18 protein-coding genes are annotated in these 17,716 nt (G+C 37.5%); 14 read left to right on the forward strand and 4 right to left on the reverse strand.

Annotation, left to right across the window (positions count from 1 at the left end; all coding sequences use genetic code 11):
* The first annotated feature begins 115 nt into the window (after nt 1-115).
* The 10 genes from GN157_RS01915 to GN157_RS01960 all read left to right on the forward strand — a co-directional run bounded on the left by GN157_RS01915 (nt 116) and on the right by GN157_RS01960 (nt 10,885).
* Nucleotides 116-724: a flavin reductase family protein gene (locus GN157_RS01915; protein WP_157481445.1), complete on the forward strand. Its 609-nt coding sequence runs from the start codon at nt 116-118 to the stop codon at nt 722-724.
* Nucleotides 724-3,036 (forward strand): oxidoreductase, encoded by a 2,313-nt coding sequence (locus tag GN157_RS01920; RefSeq protein WP_157481446.1) that lies wholly within the window; start codon nt 724-726, stop codon nt 3,034-3,036. Before GN157_RS01915 ends, GN157_RS01920 begins: the two co-directional genes overlap by 1 nt.
* A 15-nt stretch (nt 3,037-3,051) precedes the next feature.
* Nucleotides 3,052-4,668 carry an AMP-binding protein gene (locus GN157_RS01925; protein WP_157481447.1) on the forward strand — a complete coding sequence of 539 codons (1,617 nt, stop codon included), beginning with the start codon at nt 3,052-3,054 and terminating at the stop codon, nt 4,666-4,668.
* Nucleotides 4,669-5,097 carry an acyl-CoA thioesterase gene (locus tag GN157_RS01930; RefSeq protein WP_052123202.1) on the forward strand — a complete coding sequence of 143 codons (429 nt, stop codon included), beginning with the start codon at nt 4,669-4,671 and terminating at the stop codon, nt 5,095-5,097. It begins immediately after the preceding gene.
* 14 nt (nt 5,098-5,111) lie between these two features.
* Nucleotides 5,112-6,083, forward strand: a complete 972-nt coding sequence (locus GN157_RS01935; protein WP_157481448.1) for a carbon-nitrogen hydrolase family protein — start codon at nt 5,112-5,114, stop codon at nt 6,081-6,083.
* A 26-nt stretch (nt 6,084-6,109) separates the two neighbouring features.
* On the forward strand, nt 6,110-7,213 hold the full coding sequence (locus tag GN157_RS01940; RefSeq protein WP_157481449.1) for a cupin domain-containing protein: 1,104 nt from the start codon (nt 6,110-6,112) through the stop codon (nt 7,211-7,213).
* Between the two features lie 21 nt (nt 7,214-7,234).
* Complete coding sequence (locus GN157_RS01945; RefSeq protein WP_157481450.1) at nt 7,235-8,152, forward strand: fumarylacetoacetate hydrolase family protein; 918 nt, start codon at nt 7,235-7,237, stop codon at nt 8,150-8,152.
* A 26-nt stretch (nt 8,153-8,178) separates the two neighbouring features.
* Nucleotides 8,179-8,934: a maleate cis-trans isomerase family protein gene (locus GN157_RS01950; RefSeq protein WP_157481451.1), complete on the forward strand. Its 756-nt coding sequence runs from the start codon at nt 8,179-8,181 to the stop codon at nt 8,932-8,934.
* A gap of 63 nt (nt 8,935-8,997) precedes the next feature.
* Entirely contained in the window at nt 8,998-9,579 is a 582-nt protein-coding gene (gene nudK, locus GN157_RS01955) for a GDP-mannose pyrophosphatase NudK (protein WP_157481452.1), read from the forward strand.
* A gap of 85 nt (nt 9,580-9,664) precedes the next feature.
* Complete coding sequence (locus GN157_RS01960) at nt 9,665-10,885, forward strand: DUF763 domain-containing protein (protein ID WP_157481453.1); 1,221 nt, start codon at nt 9,665-9,667, stop codon at nt 10,883-10,885.
* On the opposite strand, the gene GN157_RS01965 is transcribed toward GN157_RS01960, so the two are convergent.
* The gene (locus GN157_RS01965) at nt 10,882-12,408 is read right to left on the reverse strand and encodes a DEAD/DEAH box helicase (RefSeq protein ID WP_157481454.1); all 1,527 of its coding nucleotides are present in this window, start codon (nt 12,406-12,408) and stop codon (nt 10,882-10,884) included. The genes GN157_RS01960 and GN157_RS01965 overlap by 4 nt on opposite strands.
* Before the next feature lie 162 nt (nt 12,409-12,570).
* On the opposite strand from GN157_RS01965, the gene nfi reads away from it, so the two are divergent.
* Nucleotides 12,571-13,281, forward strand: coding sequence for a deoxyribonuclease V (gene nfi, locus GN157_RS01970; RefSeq protein WP_157481455.1), 711 nt, complete (start codon nt 12,571-12,573; stop codon nt 13,279-13,281).
* On the opposite strand, the gene GN157_RS01975 is transcribed toward nfi, so the two are convergent.
* On the reverse strand, nt 13,282-13,794 hold the full coding sequence (locus GN157_RS01975) for a DUF6155 family protein (protein ID WP_157481456.1): 513 nt from the start codon (nt 13,792-13,794) through the stop codon (nt 13,282-13,284).
* A 135-nt stretch (nt 13,795-13,929) separates the two neighbouring features.
* Between GN157_RS01975 and GN157_RS01980 the strand changes: the two genes are divergently transcribed.
* From GN157_RS01980 to GN157_RS01990, 3 genes are all read left to right on the forward strand, one after another.
* On the forward strand, nt 13,930-14,304 hold the full coding sequence (locus GN157_RS01980) for a hypothetical protein (RefSeq protein ID WP_035131016.1): 375 nt from the start codon (nt 13,930-13,932) through the stop codon (nt 14,302-14,304).
* 129 nt (nt 14,305-14,433) lie between these two features.
* Nucleotides 14,434-14,721, forward strand: a complete 288-nt coding sequence (locus GN157_RS01985; protein WP_157481457.1) for a DUF3817 domain-containing protein — start codon at nt 14,434-14,436, stop codon at nt 14,719-14,721.
* On the forward strand, nt 14,722-15,984 hold the full coding sequence (locus GN157_RS01990; protein ID WP_157481458.1) for a mechanosensitive ion channel family protein: 1,263 nt from the start codon (nt 14,722-14,724) through the stop codon (nt 15,982-15,984).
* Here the strand turns inward: GN157_RS01990 and GN157_RS01995 are convergent.
* Nucleotides 15,981-16,373, reverse strand: coding sequence for an acyl-CoA thioesterase (locus GN157_RS01995; protein WP_035131030.1), 393 nt, complete (start codon nt 16,371-16,373; stop codon nt 15,981-15,983). The genes GN157_RS01990 and GN157_RS01995 overlap by 4 nt on opposite strands.
* Nucleotides 16,374-16,704: 331 nt before the next feature.
* On the reverse strand, nt 16,705-17,646 hold the full coding sequence (locus tag GN157_RS02000) for a cation diffusion facilitator family transporter (protein ID WP_157481459.1): 942 nt from the start codon (nt 17,644-17,646) through the stop codon (nt 16,705-16,707).
* Nucleotides 17,647-17,716 lie beyond the last annotated feature (70 nt).

The following is a 17,716-nucleotide window of genomic DNA, read 5'->3' on the forward strand; positions in this document are numbered from 1 at the left end:
AGTCTAATAAAACGTAAATATTAGATATTTATCTATAAAACATATTTTTATAACATAAATCTGTAAAATTTGATAATATTTTTTTCTTTTATTTGCAGTAAATATTACACTTCTAATGATAATTGATCCTTTAAATATAACCCAAAGCGAAGTTTATAAAATACTAAGCGGATCGGTAATACCAAGACCTATTGGCTGGGTTTCCACAATAAGCGAAAACGGTGTCCCAAACTTAGCGCCTTTCTCCTTTTTTAATGTAGTGGGTGAAGATCCGCCACATGTTATGTTTTCTACCGTAAGACCCGGAGATTCTAATAAGGATACTTTAAATAATGTGTTGACTACAAAACAGTTTGTGGTTAATATGGCTACTGAAGATTTGGCTGAAGCAGTAAACAACAGTTCGGCAAGCCTTCCACCTGATATAAATGAGTTTGATTATGCCGGAGTGACTCAGGCTCCCTGCTCTAAAGTTAAAGCTCCCAGAGTGTTAGAAAGTCCTATAAGTTTTGAATGTGAACTGGTACATCATTACTCGCTTGAAGACCATAAACATGGCGGTGCTACTATTATGATAGGCCGCGTAGTAATGTTTCATATAGATGAAAGCGTATTGCTTGATAATTATAAAATTAACCCGGAGACATACAGACCTATTGCCCGACTGGCAGGTTCTAATTATGCAAAACTGGGTGAGATATTCTCAATAAAAAGACCTCAATAATGAAAATAACAGTTGTAGGCGGAGGCCCCGGAGGCTTATATTTTTCGATACTTACAAAAAAGGCAATCCCCGATTGTGATATAACAGTTTACGAACGTAATAAGGCTGATGATGCATTTGGTTTCGGAGTAGTGTTTTCTGATGAAACCCTTAGTGAGTTCCTTACCCGCGATCCGAAATCTTATGATTTAATCAGAAACCGTTTTGCGTATTGGGACGAACTTGATGTTGCCCGAAACGGTGAAAAAGTACGTATTACCGGTAACGGTTTTTGTGGTTGTTCCCGTAAAACATTATTACAGCTTTTGCAGCAACGATGCCTTGAAGAAGGTGTTAACCTTAAGTTTGAAGCCAATGTGGATGATATATCCCAGTTTAAGGATTCAGATATTATAGTAGCTGCCGATGGTATTAACAGTGCGATACGTGAGCAGTTTGCTTCTGATTTCGGTACGAATATAGAACTGCAAAGCAATCGCTTTGTGTGGATGGGATCTACAAAGCCACTGGATGCTTTTACTTACTTCTTTAGAGAAACACCTCATGGTACCTTTGTAGCACATACCTATCAGTATGAAGAAGGAATGAGTACCTGGATTTTTGAAACGACTGATGAAACCTGGAAGAAAGCTGGTTTTAGTGTTACAGATGAGGAGGATACCATCAACAAGATATCTGAGATTTTTAAGGAAGAATTAGACGGTCACGCTCTAATAACTAATAGGTCGCACTGGAGGCAGTTCCCTGTTATAACTAATAAAAAATGGAGTGCAGGTAATATTGTTTTACTGGGTGATTCAAAAGCTACGGCCCACTACTCCATTGGGTCGGGAACTAAACTGGCAATGGAATGTGCCATAGCACTTGCCGATTCGGTAATAAAACATAAAACAGATACCAAAGCTGTTTTTGAGAACTACGAGAAATTACGCCGCAACCGTGTTGAAGTGATTCAGCATGCTGCTAATGTATCTCTGGAATGGTTCCAAAACATGGACAGGCACATACAGCATGATTTTATGCAGTTTGCTTTTAGTGTAATGACTAGGGCTAAAAAGGTAACTTTTGAAAACCTTGCACTACGCGATCCTTCTTTCCCTAAAAAAGTACTGGCAGAATTCAATACCAATGCAGGAAACGAAAACCTGCAAACATCTCCGGCTTTTACATCTTATAAATTAAGGAATGTAAAACTGGAAAACAGGATTGTTATGAGCCCTATGGAACAGTATTCTGCTGTTAACGGACTTGTAAACGACTGGCATCTTATGCATTATGGTTCAAGGGCTGTAGGTGGTATCGGTCTAATTTTAACTGAAGCCACAGCTATTTCACCAACAGGTAGGATTACACCAGGCTGTCCCGGTATTTGGAACAATGAGCAGGTGGAAGCATGGGAAAGAGTAACCGATTTTATTCATCTGAACAGTGCTGCTAAAATCGGAATTCAAATAGGACATTCAGGAAGAAAAGGAGCAGTTAAATTTCCTTGGGAAGGTAATAATGAACCTCTTGATAATGCATGGGGACTAATGTCAGCCTCCCCTATTCCGTTTAACGATAAAATGGCTGTACCTGTAGAAATGACTCAGGAAGATATGGATATCATAACTTCAGAGTTTGTTACGGCAGCCCAAAATGCCGATAAGGCAGGGTTTGATATGATTGAACTACAGGCGCATCATGGTTTCCTGTTGGCTTCATTCCTTTCTCCTTTAACCAATATCCGTACAGATGAATTTGGCGGTAGTATAGAAAACAGACTAAAGTTTCCTTTAAGAGTGTTTAAAGAAATGAGAGCTGCTTTTAACAGTGATAAGCCCATGAGTGTACGTATTTCGGCCTGTGACTGGGCTGAAAACGGTATAACAGAAGCTGATGTAATCGCTATTTCAAAGGCATTTAAAGATGCAGGAGCCGATATAATTAATGTATCTACAGGGCTAACAGTTGCTAATCAAAAACCGGTTGTGGGCAGAATGTGGCAAACACCATTCTCTGACATGGTTAGGAATACAGTACATGTACCAACTATTACAGCCGGATACATTCAGGATATAGACCAGATCAATACTATACTTTTAAACGGACGTGCAGATTTGGTTGCACTGGGAAAAACATTATTGTTAGATCCGTCATTTGTTAGGAATGCACAGGCGTATGAACAGCATAAAGCTGATAATCTTGAAGCTTTAGGCATACCTAAGCCCTACTCTTTTGCAACATCACACTTATATCCATACCGCGGAGGAGAACGTAAAATGCTGGAGGGGATGAAAAAGGCACTAAAACCATTAACGCATAAAAAGTAATTAAGCATTACAGCAATGAAACATTACGAAGATAATTTTGCACACGACCATTTACCAGCTGCTGAGCTACAGGCACAATGCTTTACAGGACATCCTGATTTTGAGTTTCCTGAAGATTTAAATTGTGTAGAAAAACTGCTTGACAGGCATATTACTGAAGGAAATGGCGATAAAATAGCCATTAGGACTTTTGATATGCAATGGACTTATAAAGACCTATATGAAAAGTCTAACCAGATAGCACATGTTTTAGTTGAAAATATGGGACTGGTTCCCGGTAACAGGGTACTTATCAGATCGGCAAATAATCCTATGTATGTAGCATGCTGGTTTGCTATACTTAAAGCGGGTGGTATTGTAGTTGCAACTATGCCCCTACTACGTGAAAAGGAACTTAGTGTAATGGTTGAAAGCGCCGAGATATCGCATGCTTTTTGCGATTATCGCCTTGAAGACGAAATGATGGCAGTTAAGAGTCCGTTCCTGAAACAGGTTATTACTTTTGACGGTTCGGGGAAAGGAGTTTCCAAGTTGGAAACGCTAATGGCTCAAAAACCAAAAGAATTCAGTAATTACAAATCAAAAGCAGATTCACTTTCTATTATAGGCTTTACGTCGGGCACTACCGGAAGACCAAAAATGACTTCACATTACCACAAGGATATATTATTGATATGTGAAGCATTCCCAAAATACTCCTTACAACCTACTCCAAATGATGTTTTTATTGGTAGTCCGCCATTAGGGTTTACCTTTGGTTTGGGTGGTTTGGTATTATTCCCGTTTTACTTTGGGGCATCTACATTTTTAATAGAGAAACCGTCGCCTGATTTGCTCCTACAGGCTATTCAGGATTATAAGGTAACAATATGTTTCACTGCTCCTACTGCATGGAGGATACTTACACAAAAAGCAAACGAATATGATATTTCATCGCTTAGAAAATGTGTTTCTGCAGGAGAAACCCTTCCTGCTAAAGTATGGGAAGACTGGTATAATGCTACCGGACTGAAAATTATAGACGGTATAGGTTCTACAGAAATACTTCATATCTTTATTTCATCTAATGAAGAGAACATGCGTGTTGGTGCTACAGGACTACCTATAAGGGGGTATGAAGCCATGATTGTTGACGAAGACGGGAATGAACAGCCTAACGGAACTCCGGGAAGGCTTGCTGTAAGAGGTATAACCGGATGTAAGTATCTTAATAACCCTGAAAAACAACAGCAGTATGTTCAAAACGGCTGGAATATTACAGGAGACATCTTTAAAAAGGATGACGACGGTTATTTTTGGTTTGTGGCTCGTGGAGATGATATGATTATATCATCAGGATATAACATTTCGGCTATTGAGGTTGAAAACGTACTTATTACACACAGCGATGTTGCCGAATGTGCTGTAGTAGGATTACCCGATGAAAACAGAGGTATGCTGGTTTGTGCCTATCTTGTTCTAAAAGATAAAAATAAAGCCTGTAACGAACTTACCAAAGCCATACAGGATTGGTTTAAAGAAGTTGCAGCTCCTTATAAATACCCAAGAGAAATAAAGTATGTCGATGTGTTACCTAAAACAGAAACAGGTAAAATACAGCGATTTAAATTAAAAAATACAGTTCAGGCTTAAATGGAAAAAGCATTTATTAAGAAAGAGAAAGTACGTTTTCAGCATGTAGATTATGCAGGTATCGTTTTTTACCCGCGTTTTTTAGAAATGCTAAACTGTCTTGTGGAAGATTTTTATGAAGAAGCATTAGAGCTTCCGTTCAAAAACATACATAAAACAGGTGGTATACCTACTGTTGATTTAAAAATACAGTTTAAAAAAGCTGCCCGTCTTGGCGATGAACTTACCAAATACCTTTGGCTAAAAAACATTGGCGGATCATCTATGGTATGCGGATTTAAGTTTGAACATGAAGATGGTTCTACCTGTCTTGAAGGCGAGGTTACACTTGTAAAAGTTGATTTCCTAAATGACAGAGGTGATATAAAAGCGAGTCCGTTTACAGATGCTATGCGAACTGTATTAGAGAGATATAAATCAGAGAATTAATAATTCGAAATATAATGTTAGAATTACCAAAATTTAAAGCTGCTGCCGTACAGGCTGCTCCCGTGTTCCTTAATGTGGAAGCTACGGTAGATAAGGCTTGTTCTATTGTTGCAGAGGCATCGGGTAACGGAGCATCATTAGTTGCTTTTCCTGAAGTGTTTGTTGCAGGTTACCCTTACTGGAACTGGATAATGACTCCGGTACAGGGAAGCAAATGGTATGAAGTTTTATACAAAAACTCTATCGCAGTACCAGGACCTGAAGTAGCCCGAATTTGTGAAGCAGCAAAAGAGCATAACTGCCATGTGGTTATAGGTGTAAACGAGCGCGGACAAAGCCTTGGCGAATTATATAACACCAACCTAATTATAGATAACAAAGGTAACCTTGTAGGGAAACATAGAAAACTGGTGCCTACCTGGGCTGAAAAACTTACCTGGACTGGTGGAGACGGTTCGTCCCTTAAAGTATACAATACAGAAATTGGACCTATAGGTACGCTTGCCTGTGGAGAAAACACCAATACACTAGCACGTTTTACACTGCTTACTCAGGGAGAACTTATACATATAGCCAATTATATTTCGCTACCTGTTGCCCCGCCTGATTATAATATGGCAGAAGCTATTAAGATAAGGGCTGCTGCACACTCATTTGAAGGGAAGCTGTTTACCATTGTATCGTGTTCTACCATTACTCAGGAAATAATGGATGTAATGAAAGAAGATGTTCCAAATGTAGAAGAACTCCTAACAAGAAAGAACAGTGCATTTTCGGGTATTATAGGGCCTAATGGTGCTGTAATAGGAGAGCCGCTGATTGATGATGAAGGTATTGTTTATGCTGATATCGACTTATCAAAATGTATTCAGCCAAAACAAATGCATGATATATTAGGGCACTATAATCGCTTTGACATATTTGATTTAAAGGTAAATACTGCTCCTAAAAAGAATATAACTTTTACCGATAATCTGGAAGAATAAACATTCAACTTAAAAACTATATTAGTATGGATACAAAATACGATGACAGTGTACTGGGCCGTGCAAGAGTACAGGACACTCCGGAATTAGAAGCCTACTATGCCGAACTGAACAAACTTGGCGCCGGTGCTTTATGGACCGTAGCAAACGATATTGAACCATGGGAACCAAAACCTTCGTCGGTACCTATGTTATGGCGTTATGAGGATTTAAGAGAATTGGTTTTAAAATCATCAGAACTCGTAACTCCCGAACAGGCAGGAAGACGTGTAGTTTACCTTGTAAACGATAAACGCAGGGATGTAAGTGCTGCTGTAGGATGGCTTTACACCGGTATTCAGGTAACAAGGCCGGGAGAAAGCACCTCGGCTCACCGCCATAAAGCCTCTGCCCTTCGTTTTATTATGGAAGGAGAAGGTGGTTACACAGTTGTAGATGGTAATAAGATAATGCTGGAAGTCAACGATTTTGTTATTACTCCAAACAGTACATGGCATGAGCATGGCGTTGAAGAAGGCGGAAAAACCTGTATTTGGCAGGACGGACTTGATATTCCGCTTGTAAATGCACTTGAAGCTAACGACTATGCTGTTCTTGACGGTAAACAACCTCTTGAAAAACCGGTTAATTTTTCTCCGCTAATGTATGGCGGTGCAGGACTTGTACCGGCAGATCAGGAGTGGAATAAACCCTACTCTCCCCTTTTCAAATATTCATGGAAACAGGTATACCCTGCCCTGCAGGAAGCTGCAACAGTTAATGAAGGTTCGCCTTATGACGGTGTGCTGATGCATTATAGCAACCCTGTAACGGGTGGCCATGTAATGCAGACTATGGGTGCTTCGATACAAATGTTACGCCCTGGTGAGCATACCAAAGCCCATAAACACACCGGTTCGTTTGTATATCAGTGTGCTAAAGGTAAAGGTTACTCTATAATAGGCGGAAAACGTTATGACTGGAAAGAAAGAGATATTTTCTGTGTACCTTCGTGGGTTTATCATGAGCATGTTAACCTTTCGGAAACAGAAGATGCGTGCCTGTTCTCATTTAATGACCTTCCGGTGATCGAATCACTGGGGCTATATCAGGAAAAAGCACATCCTGACGGGTTCCAGACAGTTGAATAATAATATTACAAACAAACAATAATGAAATTAGTTACTTACAGAATAAACCATACGGCCTCAAGCCTTGGATTTATTGAAGATAATATGATAGTTGATGCCGAAAAACTAGGGCATTTAAAACAGAGTCCGCTTCCTAACAATATGCTTGATTTTATTGATTTAGGTGAAAACGGAATTAAGCAGGCTGTTCAGTTATTAAATACTGCTACTAAAGAGGAACTGGAAGAGTGTTCTATACCAGTGGCAAATGCTACTCTGCTTGCTCCTATTCCAAGACCTAGAAAAAATATATTTGGTATAGGGCTTAATTATACCGAACACGTAGCTGAATCGGCTCGTTCACTGGATACTTCAAAAGATCTTCCGCAACAGCCGGTTATTTTCTCTAAGCCTACAACAGCCGTAACCGGACCTGAAACAGATATTATCCACAACCAAAAAGTAACTCAACAGCTGGACTATGAAGTAGAACTTGCTGTTATTTTAGGTAAAGGCGGGAAAAACATAGCTAAGGAGAACGCTCTTGATTGTGTTTACGGTTATACCATAATTAATGACATTAGTGCAAGAGACTGCCGCCGTGCAGGGCAATGGATTGTCTCTAAAGGTCAGGACACCTTTGCTCCTATGGGGCCTGTACTGGTAACTAAAGATGAGATAAAAGATCCGCATAACCTTAATTTATCTCTTAAACTTAACGGAGTTGAAAAACAAAACTCAAATACTAAATTCATGTTGTTTAATATAAACGACCTGATTCATGATTTGAGTACGGTGTTTACACTTGAAACCGGAGACATAATCGCTACAGGTACACCAGCCGGTGTTGGTGCAGGAAGAACTCCGCAGGAGTTTATGTGGCCGGGTGATGTTGTAGAAGCAACAGTTGAGGGAATTGGTACGCTTAAGAATACCATTGTAGATTCTGAAAGCTTATAATTAAACTTAAAGTATAACTTTAGATAATGAGTAATAAAGTATATAGAATAGGTCAGATAGTTCCAAGTTCAAACGTAACAATGGAGACAGAAATACCTGCCCTGTTACGTTCTCGTGAAACTATAGCACCAGAACGTTTTACATTCCATTCCAGCAGAATGAGAATGAAAAAAGTAACTAAAGAAGAACTGGAAGCAATGGATGCCCAGAGCTTAAAATGTGCTCAGGAACTATCTGATGCACGTGTGGATGTTATGGGATATGCCTGCCTTGTAGCTATTATGAGTATGGGACGTGGTTACCATTGTGTATCGGAAACTAACTTGCATGAAGAGACCGTTAAAAACGATGCCCCTGCCCCTGTTGTTACCAGTGCAGGAGCATTAATAAACGGACTAAAAGTATTAGGTGCTAAAAAAGTAGCAGTTATTACACCATATATGAAACCACTTACCGAAATGGTTGTTGATTATATTGAACATCAGGGATTTGAAGTGGTTGATTATATAGCTCTTGAAATACCGGATAACCTTGAGGTTGCTGCACAAAACCCTAAAAACCTTTTAGATATTTATAAAAGGCTTAATCTTGAAGGTGTAGATGTTATTGTAGCATCTGCATGTGTGCAAATGCCTTCTCTTGAGGCTATTGATGCTATTGAGAAAGAAAGCGGAATCCCGGTAACATCGGCAGCAGTATGTACTACATACGAAATGCTTAAAAAATTGGGATTAGATACCAAAGTGCCTATGGGTGGTGCTTTATTAAGCGGGAAGTACTAAATTTTATCAGTATATTTGAAATGGATTTTCCCCTCCTAGTGAGGGGAATTTATTTTTAGGTATATGGAAGAAAAAAATGTAAAAGTAATATCCTCTGAACTTTTATCAGATAACTGGGGAGTATTACGTAAAGTAAAATACGATTTTAAGCTGCAGGACGGCAGTTGGCAGCAACAGGAGCGCGAAGTATACAATCGTGGTAATGGAGCTGTAATACTTCTTTATAATAAGGAAAAAGGTACTGTTATACTTACGCGCCAGTTACGTATACCTACTTGGTTTAACGGTAATGCAGACGGGATGATGATTGAAGCCTGCGCTGGGCTTTTAGACGAGAATGATCCGGAAGAATGTATTAAACGTGAAACGCAGGAAGAAACGGGTTACAGGATTACCGAGGTTAAAAAGATAATGGAGGTATATATGTCTCCGGGGTCAGTAACCGAAATAATATATTTCTTTACAGGAGCCTATTCTGCAGATATGAAAATCAGTGAAGGCGGTGGTGTTGAAAGTGAGCATGAAAACATAGAAGTGCTTGAAATGCCGTTTACACAAGCCATTGATATGATTAAGAATGGTAAAATAAAAGACGCTAAAACTATAATGCTGTTGCAGTATGCCCAAATTAATGGTTTAGTGTAAAAACAGTATAACTTTAAACAAACAGCCGTGTTTAACATTTTTAAGCACGGCTGTTTTGTATTTTTACATATTCATAATTTATAGCATGAAACACTCCGGATCAGCAGATTTACCATTACATAACGGACATGTGCCTCTTTGGCTTTCCGAAAGGATGTCAAAATTGGGGCTTTCCATTATGGAAACTATTGTAATGGAATTTTCTGCGGCCGAGGCTGTAAATAAATTATCTAATCCGTTTTGGTTTCAAAGTTTTGGTGCTGTTATGGGTATGGATTGGCATTCATCGGGTATAACCACTTCTGTATTGGGAGCTTTAAAACGTTCGGTAAATCCACACGCTAAAGAGTTGGGTATTTACATTTGTGGCGGTAAGGGCAAACACTCCACTAAAACTCCGGAAGAATTACTTGCCGTAGGCTATAAAACCGGACTGGACGGTTCTCAACTGGCTAATTTCAGTAAGCTTACTGCTAAGGTAGATAATACTGCTATACAGGATGGGTATCAGCTTTATCAGCATAATTTTATAGTTACCGATAAAGGAGATTGGTGTGTTATACAGCAGGGAATGAATGACAGTAATGCTATGGCGCGCAGATACCATTGGCATTCAAAAGACTTGCAATCGTTTATTGATGAACCCCATACGTTTATATATGGTAAGAATAAAGGAGAAATTTTAAACCTTACAGCCCATAATGCAGCTTCGGCAAGGGAAAAATCACTGGTTATTGCAAATGAGAATCCCGAGAGGATATTGAAGGAAATAAACCATTTGGTAATGCCCAGTCATCATGATGTACGTATGAAAGACGTAAACATGAAACGTTTAGGCGCCATGCTTTGGGTAGCTCATGAAAATAAGCCTGAAGATTTTGAAAGTCTGTTAATGCTTAAAGGAATGGGGCCACGTTCATTACAGTCGTTGGCATTGGTGAGTGAGGTAATTTATGGCACCCCTACCCGATTTGAAGATCCTGCCCGTTTTTCTTTTGCTCATGGTGGTAAAGACGGACATCCGTTTCCGGTGCCTGTAAATACCTTTGATGAAACAATCAATACGCTACAGACAGCTATTCAAAAAGCAAAAATTGGCAACAGCGATAAAATGCATGCTATCAGGAAACTTTCTGAAATATCATGGGAAGCCGAAAAAGGTTTTAGCCCTAATGAGAATTTTGATGCTTTAGTTCAAAAAGAAAGAGATGAATCGTATAAATATGGTGGCAGAACTGTTTTTGGAGAAGCGCAGCCTCCTAAAAAAGACAAACCTTCTTCAGGAGGACAGCTGTCGTTATTTTAATCTTCTTCCATAGCATATTTCCTAAACAGCTTACCTATGTTAGTACCAAGTCGGGTTCTGTAATCCTCCATAAGCCATTCACGGTAATTTTTTGTAGTTCTTGTAAGAAGGTTAGAATACTGTTTAACCCTGTATTCAATATCAGGTTCCAATAATTTTGCCAGTTTACGGGCTTCGGGTATAGTTTCGCTGTTTTCAACACACATTTGTGCATGTTGCATGATAGACTTATCAATAACCGCTTTCGGTTTCATTTTTAACTCGGCAGCGACTTTAAATTCGTCCTCTACATCAAATTCTACATCGTCAGAATTAGGAAATTTATTCCTTATCTCCTCAGACATAGTGTAAACGTGAAGGCTTTCTATTTCAGCGTCGGTACGAATACTATCCAGGAATAATTCAGGATTTTTAAAAATGTAATGCCAGTCTACCGGGTCACTCCATAAACCGAATCGCTGTGCGTTATTACCTAAATCGATTACAGTAAATGTATCTTTCCCCGGGAGTTTACGTGAGCCACGCCCTATCATCTGGAAATACAACGTTAGCGAACGTGTCGCTCTGTTAAGAATAATAGTTTCTACTGTAGGCTCATCAAAACCGGTTGTTAAGATAGAGACCGACGTTAATATAGCGTCTGGAGTGTTTTTAAACCAGCTTAATATCTTTTTACGCTCCATTTCGGGCGTTCTGTTATCAAGGTGTTTAATAGGTAATCCGGCAGCTTTAAAGGTTTCATATACATATAATGATGTATATATACCGTTGTTAAATATCAGTGTTTTTTTACCTTTTGAGCGATAATCATAAGCCTGTAGCAGCAAATCCTGCATAACGGCACGCGAATACAGTTCGTCAGACGAAGCTACCGTATAGTCACCATTAATACCAAGCTTTAAAGATGTAAGTTCTACATCATAATCATACATTGCTGCTTTAGCCAGATAACCTTTATCAATAAGCGACTGAATAGGTTCTCCTGTTATCAGTTCGCTATAGGTTTCATACATCGGTAAATCGATGTTTGAACTTAGCGGAGTAGCTGTTACTCCCAAAAACAAAGACTTTTTGAAAAATGAGAACAGTTTTCTAAACGAGTTGTAGTGTGCCTCATCAACAATTACAAGCCCTACGTCGTCCATATGGAATTTTTTATCCTTAAGCCTGTTGTTTAAGGTTTCTACCATGGCTACATAGCACGAGTATTCATTGTCATGCGGCAGCTCTTTTACGCTGCTGTCTATAACAGTGTTTTTAACCCCAAAGCTTTTAAGCATTTTTGAGGTTTGTTTACTAAGCTCTATTCTGTGCGTAAGTACTAAAACCTTACGCTTATATTGTTCTAAGTATCTGCGGGCTATCTCAGAAAAGATTACAGTTTTCCCTCCACCTGTAGGTAACTGGTACAACAGATGATAGTTATCAGGCTTGCCTTCAAACTTTTCGAAAATCGTATCTATATCGTTTTTCTGATATTGGTACAGCTCTTTCCTGTCTACTTCCTTAACTTCTCTTTCCATACAGTTCGATAAATACCAAAAATAAGGTGGTTGGAGCCTTATTTTGTGTTTAAAAAATCTTAAACTTTTGCAATCCCTTAATTTAAGGAAACATTAGCAATATACACTATTAAACGGGGAATTTTAATTTGTATTTTAGAAGTTCTTCTTTAAAGGTGTGATATGCTAAATTATAATGCCATTTCGATTGCAGAAGCTACTGCTGTCCAAAATGAACTAAGTCAAAAGTTGATTTTGCAAACATACGATAAAAATATTACTACTATAGCAGGAGGCGACATTTCACATAATAAAGATAGTGATACTGTTTATGCAGGTATAGTTATACTAAGTTATCCGCAAATGGTTTTACAGTCCTATTCATTAATAGAAACCAAAACGAAATTTCCCTATGTACCACAGTATTTAGGTTTTAGGGAGGTGCCGGCATTAATGGAAGCATGGGAACAGATACCTGTAAAACCCGATATGTTGGTTTTGGACGGACAGGGAATTACTCATCCAAGACGTATGGGAATTGCTTCTCATTTTGGTGTTTTACAAGATATTCAAACAATAGGCTGTGCTAAAAGTATGCTTTATGGTCGTTATGATCCGTTAGCAGATGATAAATTTAGCACCAGCCCCATTTACAACGGAAGCGAATTATTAGGTTATGCGCTGCGAACTAAAACAAATGTAAAGCCTGTTTATATTGCCCCGGGGCATAAAGTATCTGTAGAAGATTCATTAAGAATAATGAAACAATGTACCATAAAGCACCGTATCCCCGAGCCCACACGTTTGGCGCATGAAAAAGTTAATCTATTCAGGGTAGGAAAACTCAGAGCAGGATATCATTTAGCAGATATACAAACCAACCTGTTTATGTAGTTATTCGAAATTATCGTAAATACGTTCAAACTCCTTGCGGTTTTCCCATTTTTGCTCAAAAGCTTCGTCATGTATGTTTTTCAGGCGGGTTTTAAAATCAGGAGCCATTCCGTTAGCTACAATATAATCGGCAGCCTGTTTATAGGAGTTAAGCATGCTTTTATAAAATGTAGCCTGTTTTACAAACTTCTCGGCAGAATAACTTTGGGCTATTTCAATATTAAACAGCATAACATCGGCTACCATAAACGGATCAGCCCCCAGTGTAACAAAATGCTTAATATATTTTTGAGCAACCGACCTTCTCATCTTTGCTTTTTTTCCTTTTACAGGAAAATATTCGTTAGATATTTTCAGTTTAGCCTCCTGTTCCAGTTTATCTTCCTTAGGGTTAAAAACAAAATCGTAGTAGGTTTTAACATCACTAAACTTGTCATAAATTTCTAAAAACTGTTCTTCAAGCTGATTTTTAGTAAGTTGAGAGAGGTATTTTTTAAGGTCGCGTTTGCTCATATGTAGGTTTATATCGCTCAAAAATAAGGTTTAATAAGGCTTTTGGCAATTATTTAAAAAAAAGATATGGAAAAATTAGATAAAATAGTATTTTTGCAATCCTTAAACAAGTTCAAAACTAAATCACTTTAAGCTGTGGAGAATCCGAGTGCACAAAAACTGATCAAGAAAATTCAGGTTGATTTGTTTAAAAACGGTTTTGTTGCTGAGACGCTAATAACCGACCTGAAAAAACTGCGTGAATATGCGCTTGAAGAGCAAGTACCTGTATTAGTAAAGGCAATACGTTTAACGTATGAACACCTTGAAGCAAACGGTGCGTTTTTAATACCAATACCTGACGATGAGCCTGTAGATGAAGAAACAGAACTTATTACAGACGGTAACACCGTGAGTACAGAAAACAACATGGAAAGCTTAGAATACCTTATTTCCCTATTTACTGATTTAGGCAACAAAAACAACATGCTTGACTTAAGGGAATACAACAAAGCATTACAGGAATTTTAATAATTTACATCGGTTATATAATTAGGGCTGTTTGGAAACAAACAGCTTTTTTTATTTATACTACACAATTAACTTTTACAGTTTTTTAGAATAATTCTTAATTACTACCTTTGCCGAAAATTAAGCATTATGATCAAATTCTTTAAAACTATAGCTACCCTTGAGGGTATTTCTTTTTTAGCACTTTTATTTATTGGTGTACCTTTAAAGTATACTATGGATATGGAACAGGTTGTGAAAATAATGGGACCTATACATGGTTTTCTTTTTATTGCTTACATAGTTCTTGCCATTATGCTTAACAGCGAGCACAAATGGCCTACAAAGAAATTTGTTATAATTTGTTTGGCTTCTGTTATACCTTTTGGTACCTTTTATATTGAAAACAAATATTTTAAAGAATCTGCTAATTCATAAATGGAAATATTCAACTGGGCATATAAATTATTCAGGGATTTAGATTTTAGTCGTACATCGGCTAGTTATGGCAATCTGGTAGTTAATATTATTGTTATAATAATAGTAGCGTTTATCCTTGATTTTATATCTAAAAGGATACTTGTTGCTGCTTTTACCGTTTTTGCAAAGCGTACTAAAACTGCCTTTGATGATATTTTAGTAGAAAATAAAGCTACAAAGTACGTTGCCCATTTAGTACCTACTTATTTTGTTTATGTAACCATTCCAATTGTATTAAAGAGTTTTGCCTACTGGGAGAAGTTTTTTGAAAAAGGAATGAGCATATTCATGATTTTCCTTTTCCTATGGATTATACGTAGTGTATTACATTCGTTAAAAGATTATCTTAAAACCAAACCTGCATATAGTGACAAACCAATTGACAGCTATATACAGGTATTAATGATTATCCTTTGGATATTTGCCGGTATTTCAATAATACTTACACTGTTTGGTCTTAAAATAGAAACTCTTCTGGGGGCTTTAGGGGCTATTTCAGCAATTATATTATTAATATTCAGGGATACTATTCTTGGTTTTGTTGCCAGTATACAGGTTAGTGTGAATGATATGGTTCGCATTGGTGACTGGATTACTATAGACAAGTATGGGGCAGACGGTGATGTGATTGAAATTAACCTTGCTACAGTTAAGGTTAGAAACTTTGATAATACCACCACTACCCTACCTACTTACAGTCTAATTTCCGACTCGTTTAAAAACTGGAGAGGGATGGTCACTTCAGGAGGTAGAAGGATAAAAAGAAATATTCTTATAAAAACCAATTCAGTTAGATTTGTTTCCGGAGATGAGATTGAAGAGCTTAAAAAGATTCAGCTTATAAAATCCTATATAGATCATCGTCAGGCGGACATTGATAAATTTAACAGTCAGAATTCTGTTGATAAGAGCATACAGATAAACGGTCGTAATATGACTAACTTGGGCTTATTTAGGAAATATATCAATCAGTATATTGAAAACCATCCGGCTATTAATAAGGATATGACCATGATGTGCAGGCACTTGCAGCCCACAGAAAAAGGCATACCTATTGAAATTTATGCCTTTACTACAGATAAACGCTGGGTGAATTATGAATATATTATGGCCGATATATTTGACCACGTTATTGCTGCCGTAAAATACTTTGATTTGGAAATATTTGAACTTCCGTCAAATAACAATACCGTATTTGTAGAGACGGATGGCGACCATTAACGGTTCGCTATCCTGTCTTTTACATATTCTATTTTGGTTTTACCATGTGGACTTGGTCTCCCAAAGCTATCCAGGTTAACCATAGTAATGTTATCTACTGTAATAATCTTTTCGTGAGTCATTTTATTACGCACCTCACATTTTAGTACTATTGATGAATTACCAAACCTTACTACATCAATACCAATCTCTACAATATCACCCTGCTTGGCAGAACTCATAAAATTGATTTCCGACATGTGCTTGGTTACTACACGTTGATTTTCTAACTGTACAATAGAATATAAAGCAGCTTCTTCATCAATCCATGCTAGTAATTTTCCTCCAAACAAAGTTCCGTTTGGATTTAAATCTTCGGGTTTTACCCATTTTCTTGTGTGGAATCTCATTATGGTAATTTTTTACTTAAACAAATTTATAATTTATACTGTTTTAACATCTGTAAAAAACAATATTTAACCGAAAAGCTTTTCGTTGAAACTAACTGTATTGAATCTGTTAATTTTGCACTGCAAAGATACGTATACATTGACTTTTGGCGGTTATAATGCTAAAGGTTTTTCCTATAATGTTATAAGTTTAAATCATGGCTTTACGACTTATAATATTATAATTCTTCGTATATAAAATAAATTACATTCCATGTAAAGGATACAAAAGCAATTGGGAGAATGGAGCTGGTGAAGTGTATTTGAAAAAGAATGATTTATATTTTGATTTTTAACCCATCGTGTCAATTATCCATGGGCGATCCTGTCCGCCAAAGTTCTTGGCCTCTATATATATTTTCTTGACTGTAGGGAATTTTTCCTTTATTTCGTCTTCAAGTTCTTTTATAGTAATAAATAGGTTGTCTACCGTCATGTCACTTTGAAACTCCACATCAAGAGCCAGTAAAATTTCATCGGGAGCAAGATGCATAGTTAAAGGGAAATATAATGTTTTTACCCTTTTATCATTACTAACCAAATCATATATACCTTTTACAATAGTACTGTTAGCACTCTCCCCTACCAGCAACCCTTTACTTTCCCTCACCATAATAATCGCTACAATTATAAGTACAGCGCCAATAAACATAGATGCAAGTGCATCAAAAAACGGATTATTGTAATAATGTCCCAGAAATACACCCAGCAGTGCTATTACCAGTCCGGTTATGGCGGCACTTTCTTCATATATTACAGCAAACAGTCCGGGGTCTTTACTAAGGCTTAGTTCTTTCCAAAAGCCTCTTTTTCCGCTATTCTTATTAAACTGCCTGATGGCATAAATTAAAGAAGTTCCCTCAAAACCTATTGAAGCAAATAATACAATATAATTCCAAAAAGGATCTTTTAGTTCTACAGGATGTTGTAAATGAGTAATCCCTTCGTAGATAGACATACCACCACCAAGTGAAAAAACTAATATAGCAACGATTAGTGTCCAAAAATAAATTTCCTTACCATGTCCGAAAGGATGTGTTTCATCTGCCGGTTTCTGGCTTCGCTTTATTCCTAAAAGCAGTAGTAATGAATTACCGCTGTCTACCGTACTGTGTATACCCTCTGACACCATAGCTGAACTCCCTGTAAAAGAAGCTGCAATAAATTTTACAACTGCAATGGCAAGGTTTGCAGCTAAAGCACCATAAATAGCTATTTTAGAATTTCCTGTCATTAATTGGTTTGGTTTATTATGAAAAATCCCCAATATTATTACAATATAGGGGATTGATATAAAAGGATTA

This window comes from Flavobacterium rakeshii, assembly GCF_009741375.1.
Classification (GTDB): domain Bacteria; phylum Bacteroidota; class Bacteroidia; order Flavobacteriales; family Flavobacteriaceae; genus Flavobacterium; species Flavobacterium rakeshii.

What these genes read in the sequence shown, in the direction of transcription:
- GN157_RS01940 (WP_157481449.1), top strand. Translation starts at nt 6,110, where the DNA reads ATGGATACAAAATACGATGACAGTGTACTGGGCCGTGCAAGAGTACAG.
- GN157_RS01935 (WP_157481448.1), top strand. Translation starts at nt 5,112, where the DNA reads ATGTTAGAATTACCAAAATTTAAAGCTGCTGCCGTACAGGCTGCTCCC.
- GN157_RS01960 (WP_157481453.1), top strand. Translation starts at nt 9,665, where the DNA reads ATGAAACACTCCGGATCAGCAGATTTACCATTACATAACGGACATGTG.
- GN157_RS01915 (WP_157481445.1), top strand. Translation starts at nt 116, where the DNA reads ATGATAATTGATCCTTTAAATATAACCCAAAGCGAAGTTTATAAAATA.
- nfi (WP_157481455.1), top strand. Translation starts at nt 12,571, where the DNA reads ATGCTAAATTATAATGCCATTTCGATTGCAGAAGCTACTGCTGTCCAA.
- GN157_RS02000 (WP_157481459.1), bottom strand. Translation starts at nt 17,646, where the DNA reads ATGACAGGAAATTCTAAAATAGCTATTTATGGTGCTTTAGCTGCAAAC.
- GN157_RS01930 (WP_052123202.1), top strand. Translation starts at nt 4,669, where the DNA reads ATGGAAAAAGCATTTATTAAGAAAGAGAAAGTACGTTTTCAGCATGTA.
- GN157_RS01995 (WP_035131030.1), bottom strand. Translation starts at nt 16,373, where the DNA reads ATGAGATTCCACACAAGAAAATGGGTAAAACCCGAAGATTTAAATCCA.
- nudK (WP_157481452.1), top strand. Translation starts at nt 8,998, where the DNA reads ATGGAAGAAAAAAATGTAAAAGTAATATCCTCTGAACTTTTATCAGAT.
- GN157_RS01975 (WP_157481456.1), bottom strand. Translation starts at nt 13,794, where the DNA reads ATGAGCAAACGCGACCTTAAAAAATACCTCTCTCAACTTACTAAAAAT.
- GN157_RS01920 (WP_157481446.1), top strand. Translation starts at nt 724, where the DNA reads ATGAAAATAACAGTTGTAGGCGGAGGCCCCGGAGGCTTATATTTTTCG.
- GN157_RS01985 (WP_157481457.1), top strand. Translation starts at nt 14,434, where the DNA reads ATGATCAAATTCTTTAAAACTATAGCTACCCTTGAGGGTATTTCTTTT.
- GN157_RS01950 (WP_157481451.1), top strand. Translation starts at nt 8,179, where the DNA reads ATGAGTAATAAAGTATATAGAATAGGTCAGATAGTTCCAAGTTCAAAC.
- GN157_RS01965 (WP_157481454.1), bottom strand. Translation starts at nt 12,408, where the DNA reads ATGGAAAGAGAAGTTAAGGAAGTAGACAGGAAAGAGCTGTACCAATAT.
- GN157_RS01990 (WP_157481458.1), top strand. Translation starts at nt 14,722, where the DNA reads ATGGAAATATTCAACTGGGCATATAAATTATTCAGGGATTTAGATTTT.
- GN157_RS01925 (WP_157481447.1), top strand. Translation starts at nt 3,052, where the DNA reads ATGAAACATTACGAAGATAATTTTGCACACGACCATTTACCAGCTGCT.
- GN157_RS01945 (WP_157481450.1), top strand. Translation starts at nt 7,235, where the DNA reads ATGAAATTAGTTACTTACAGAATAAACCATACGGCCTCAAGCCTTGGA.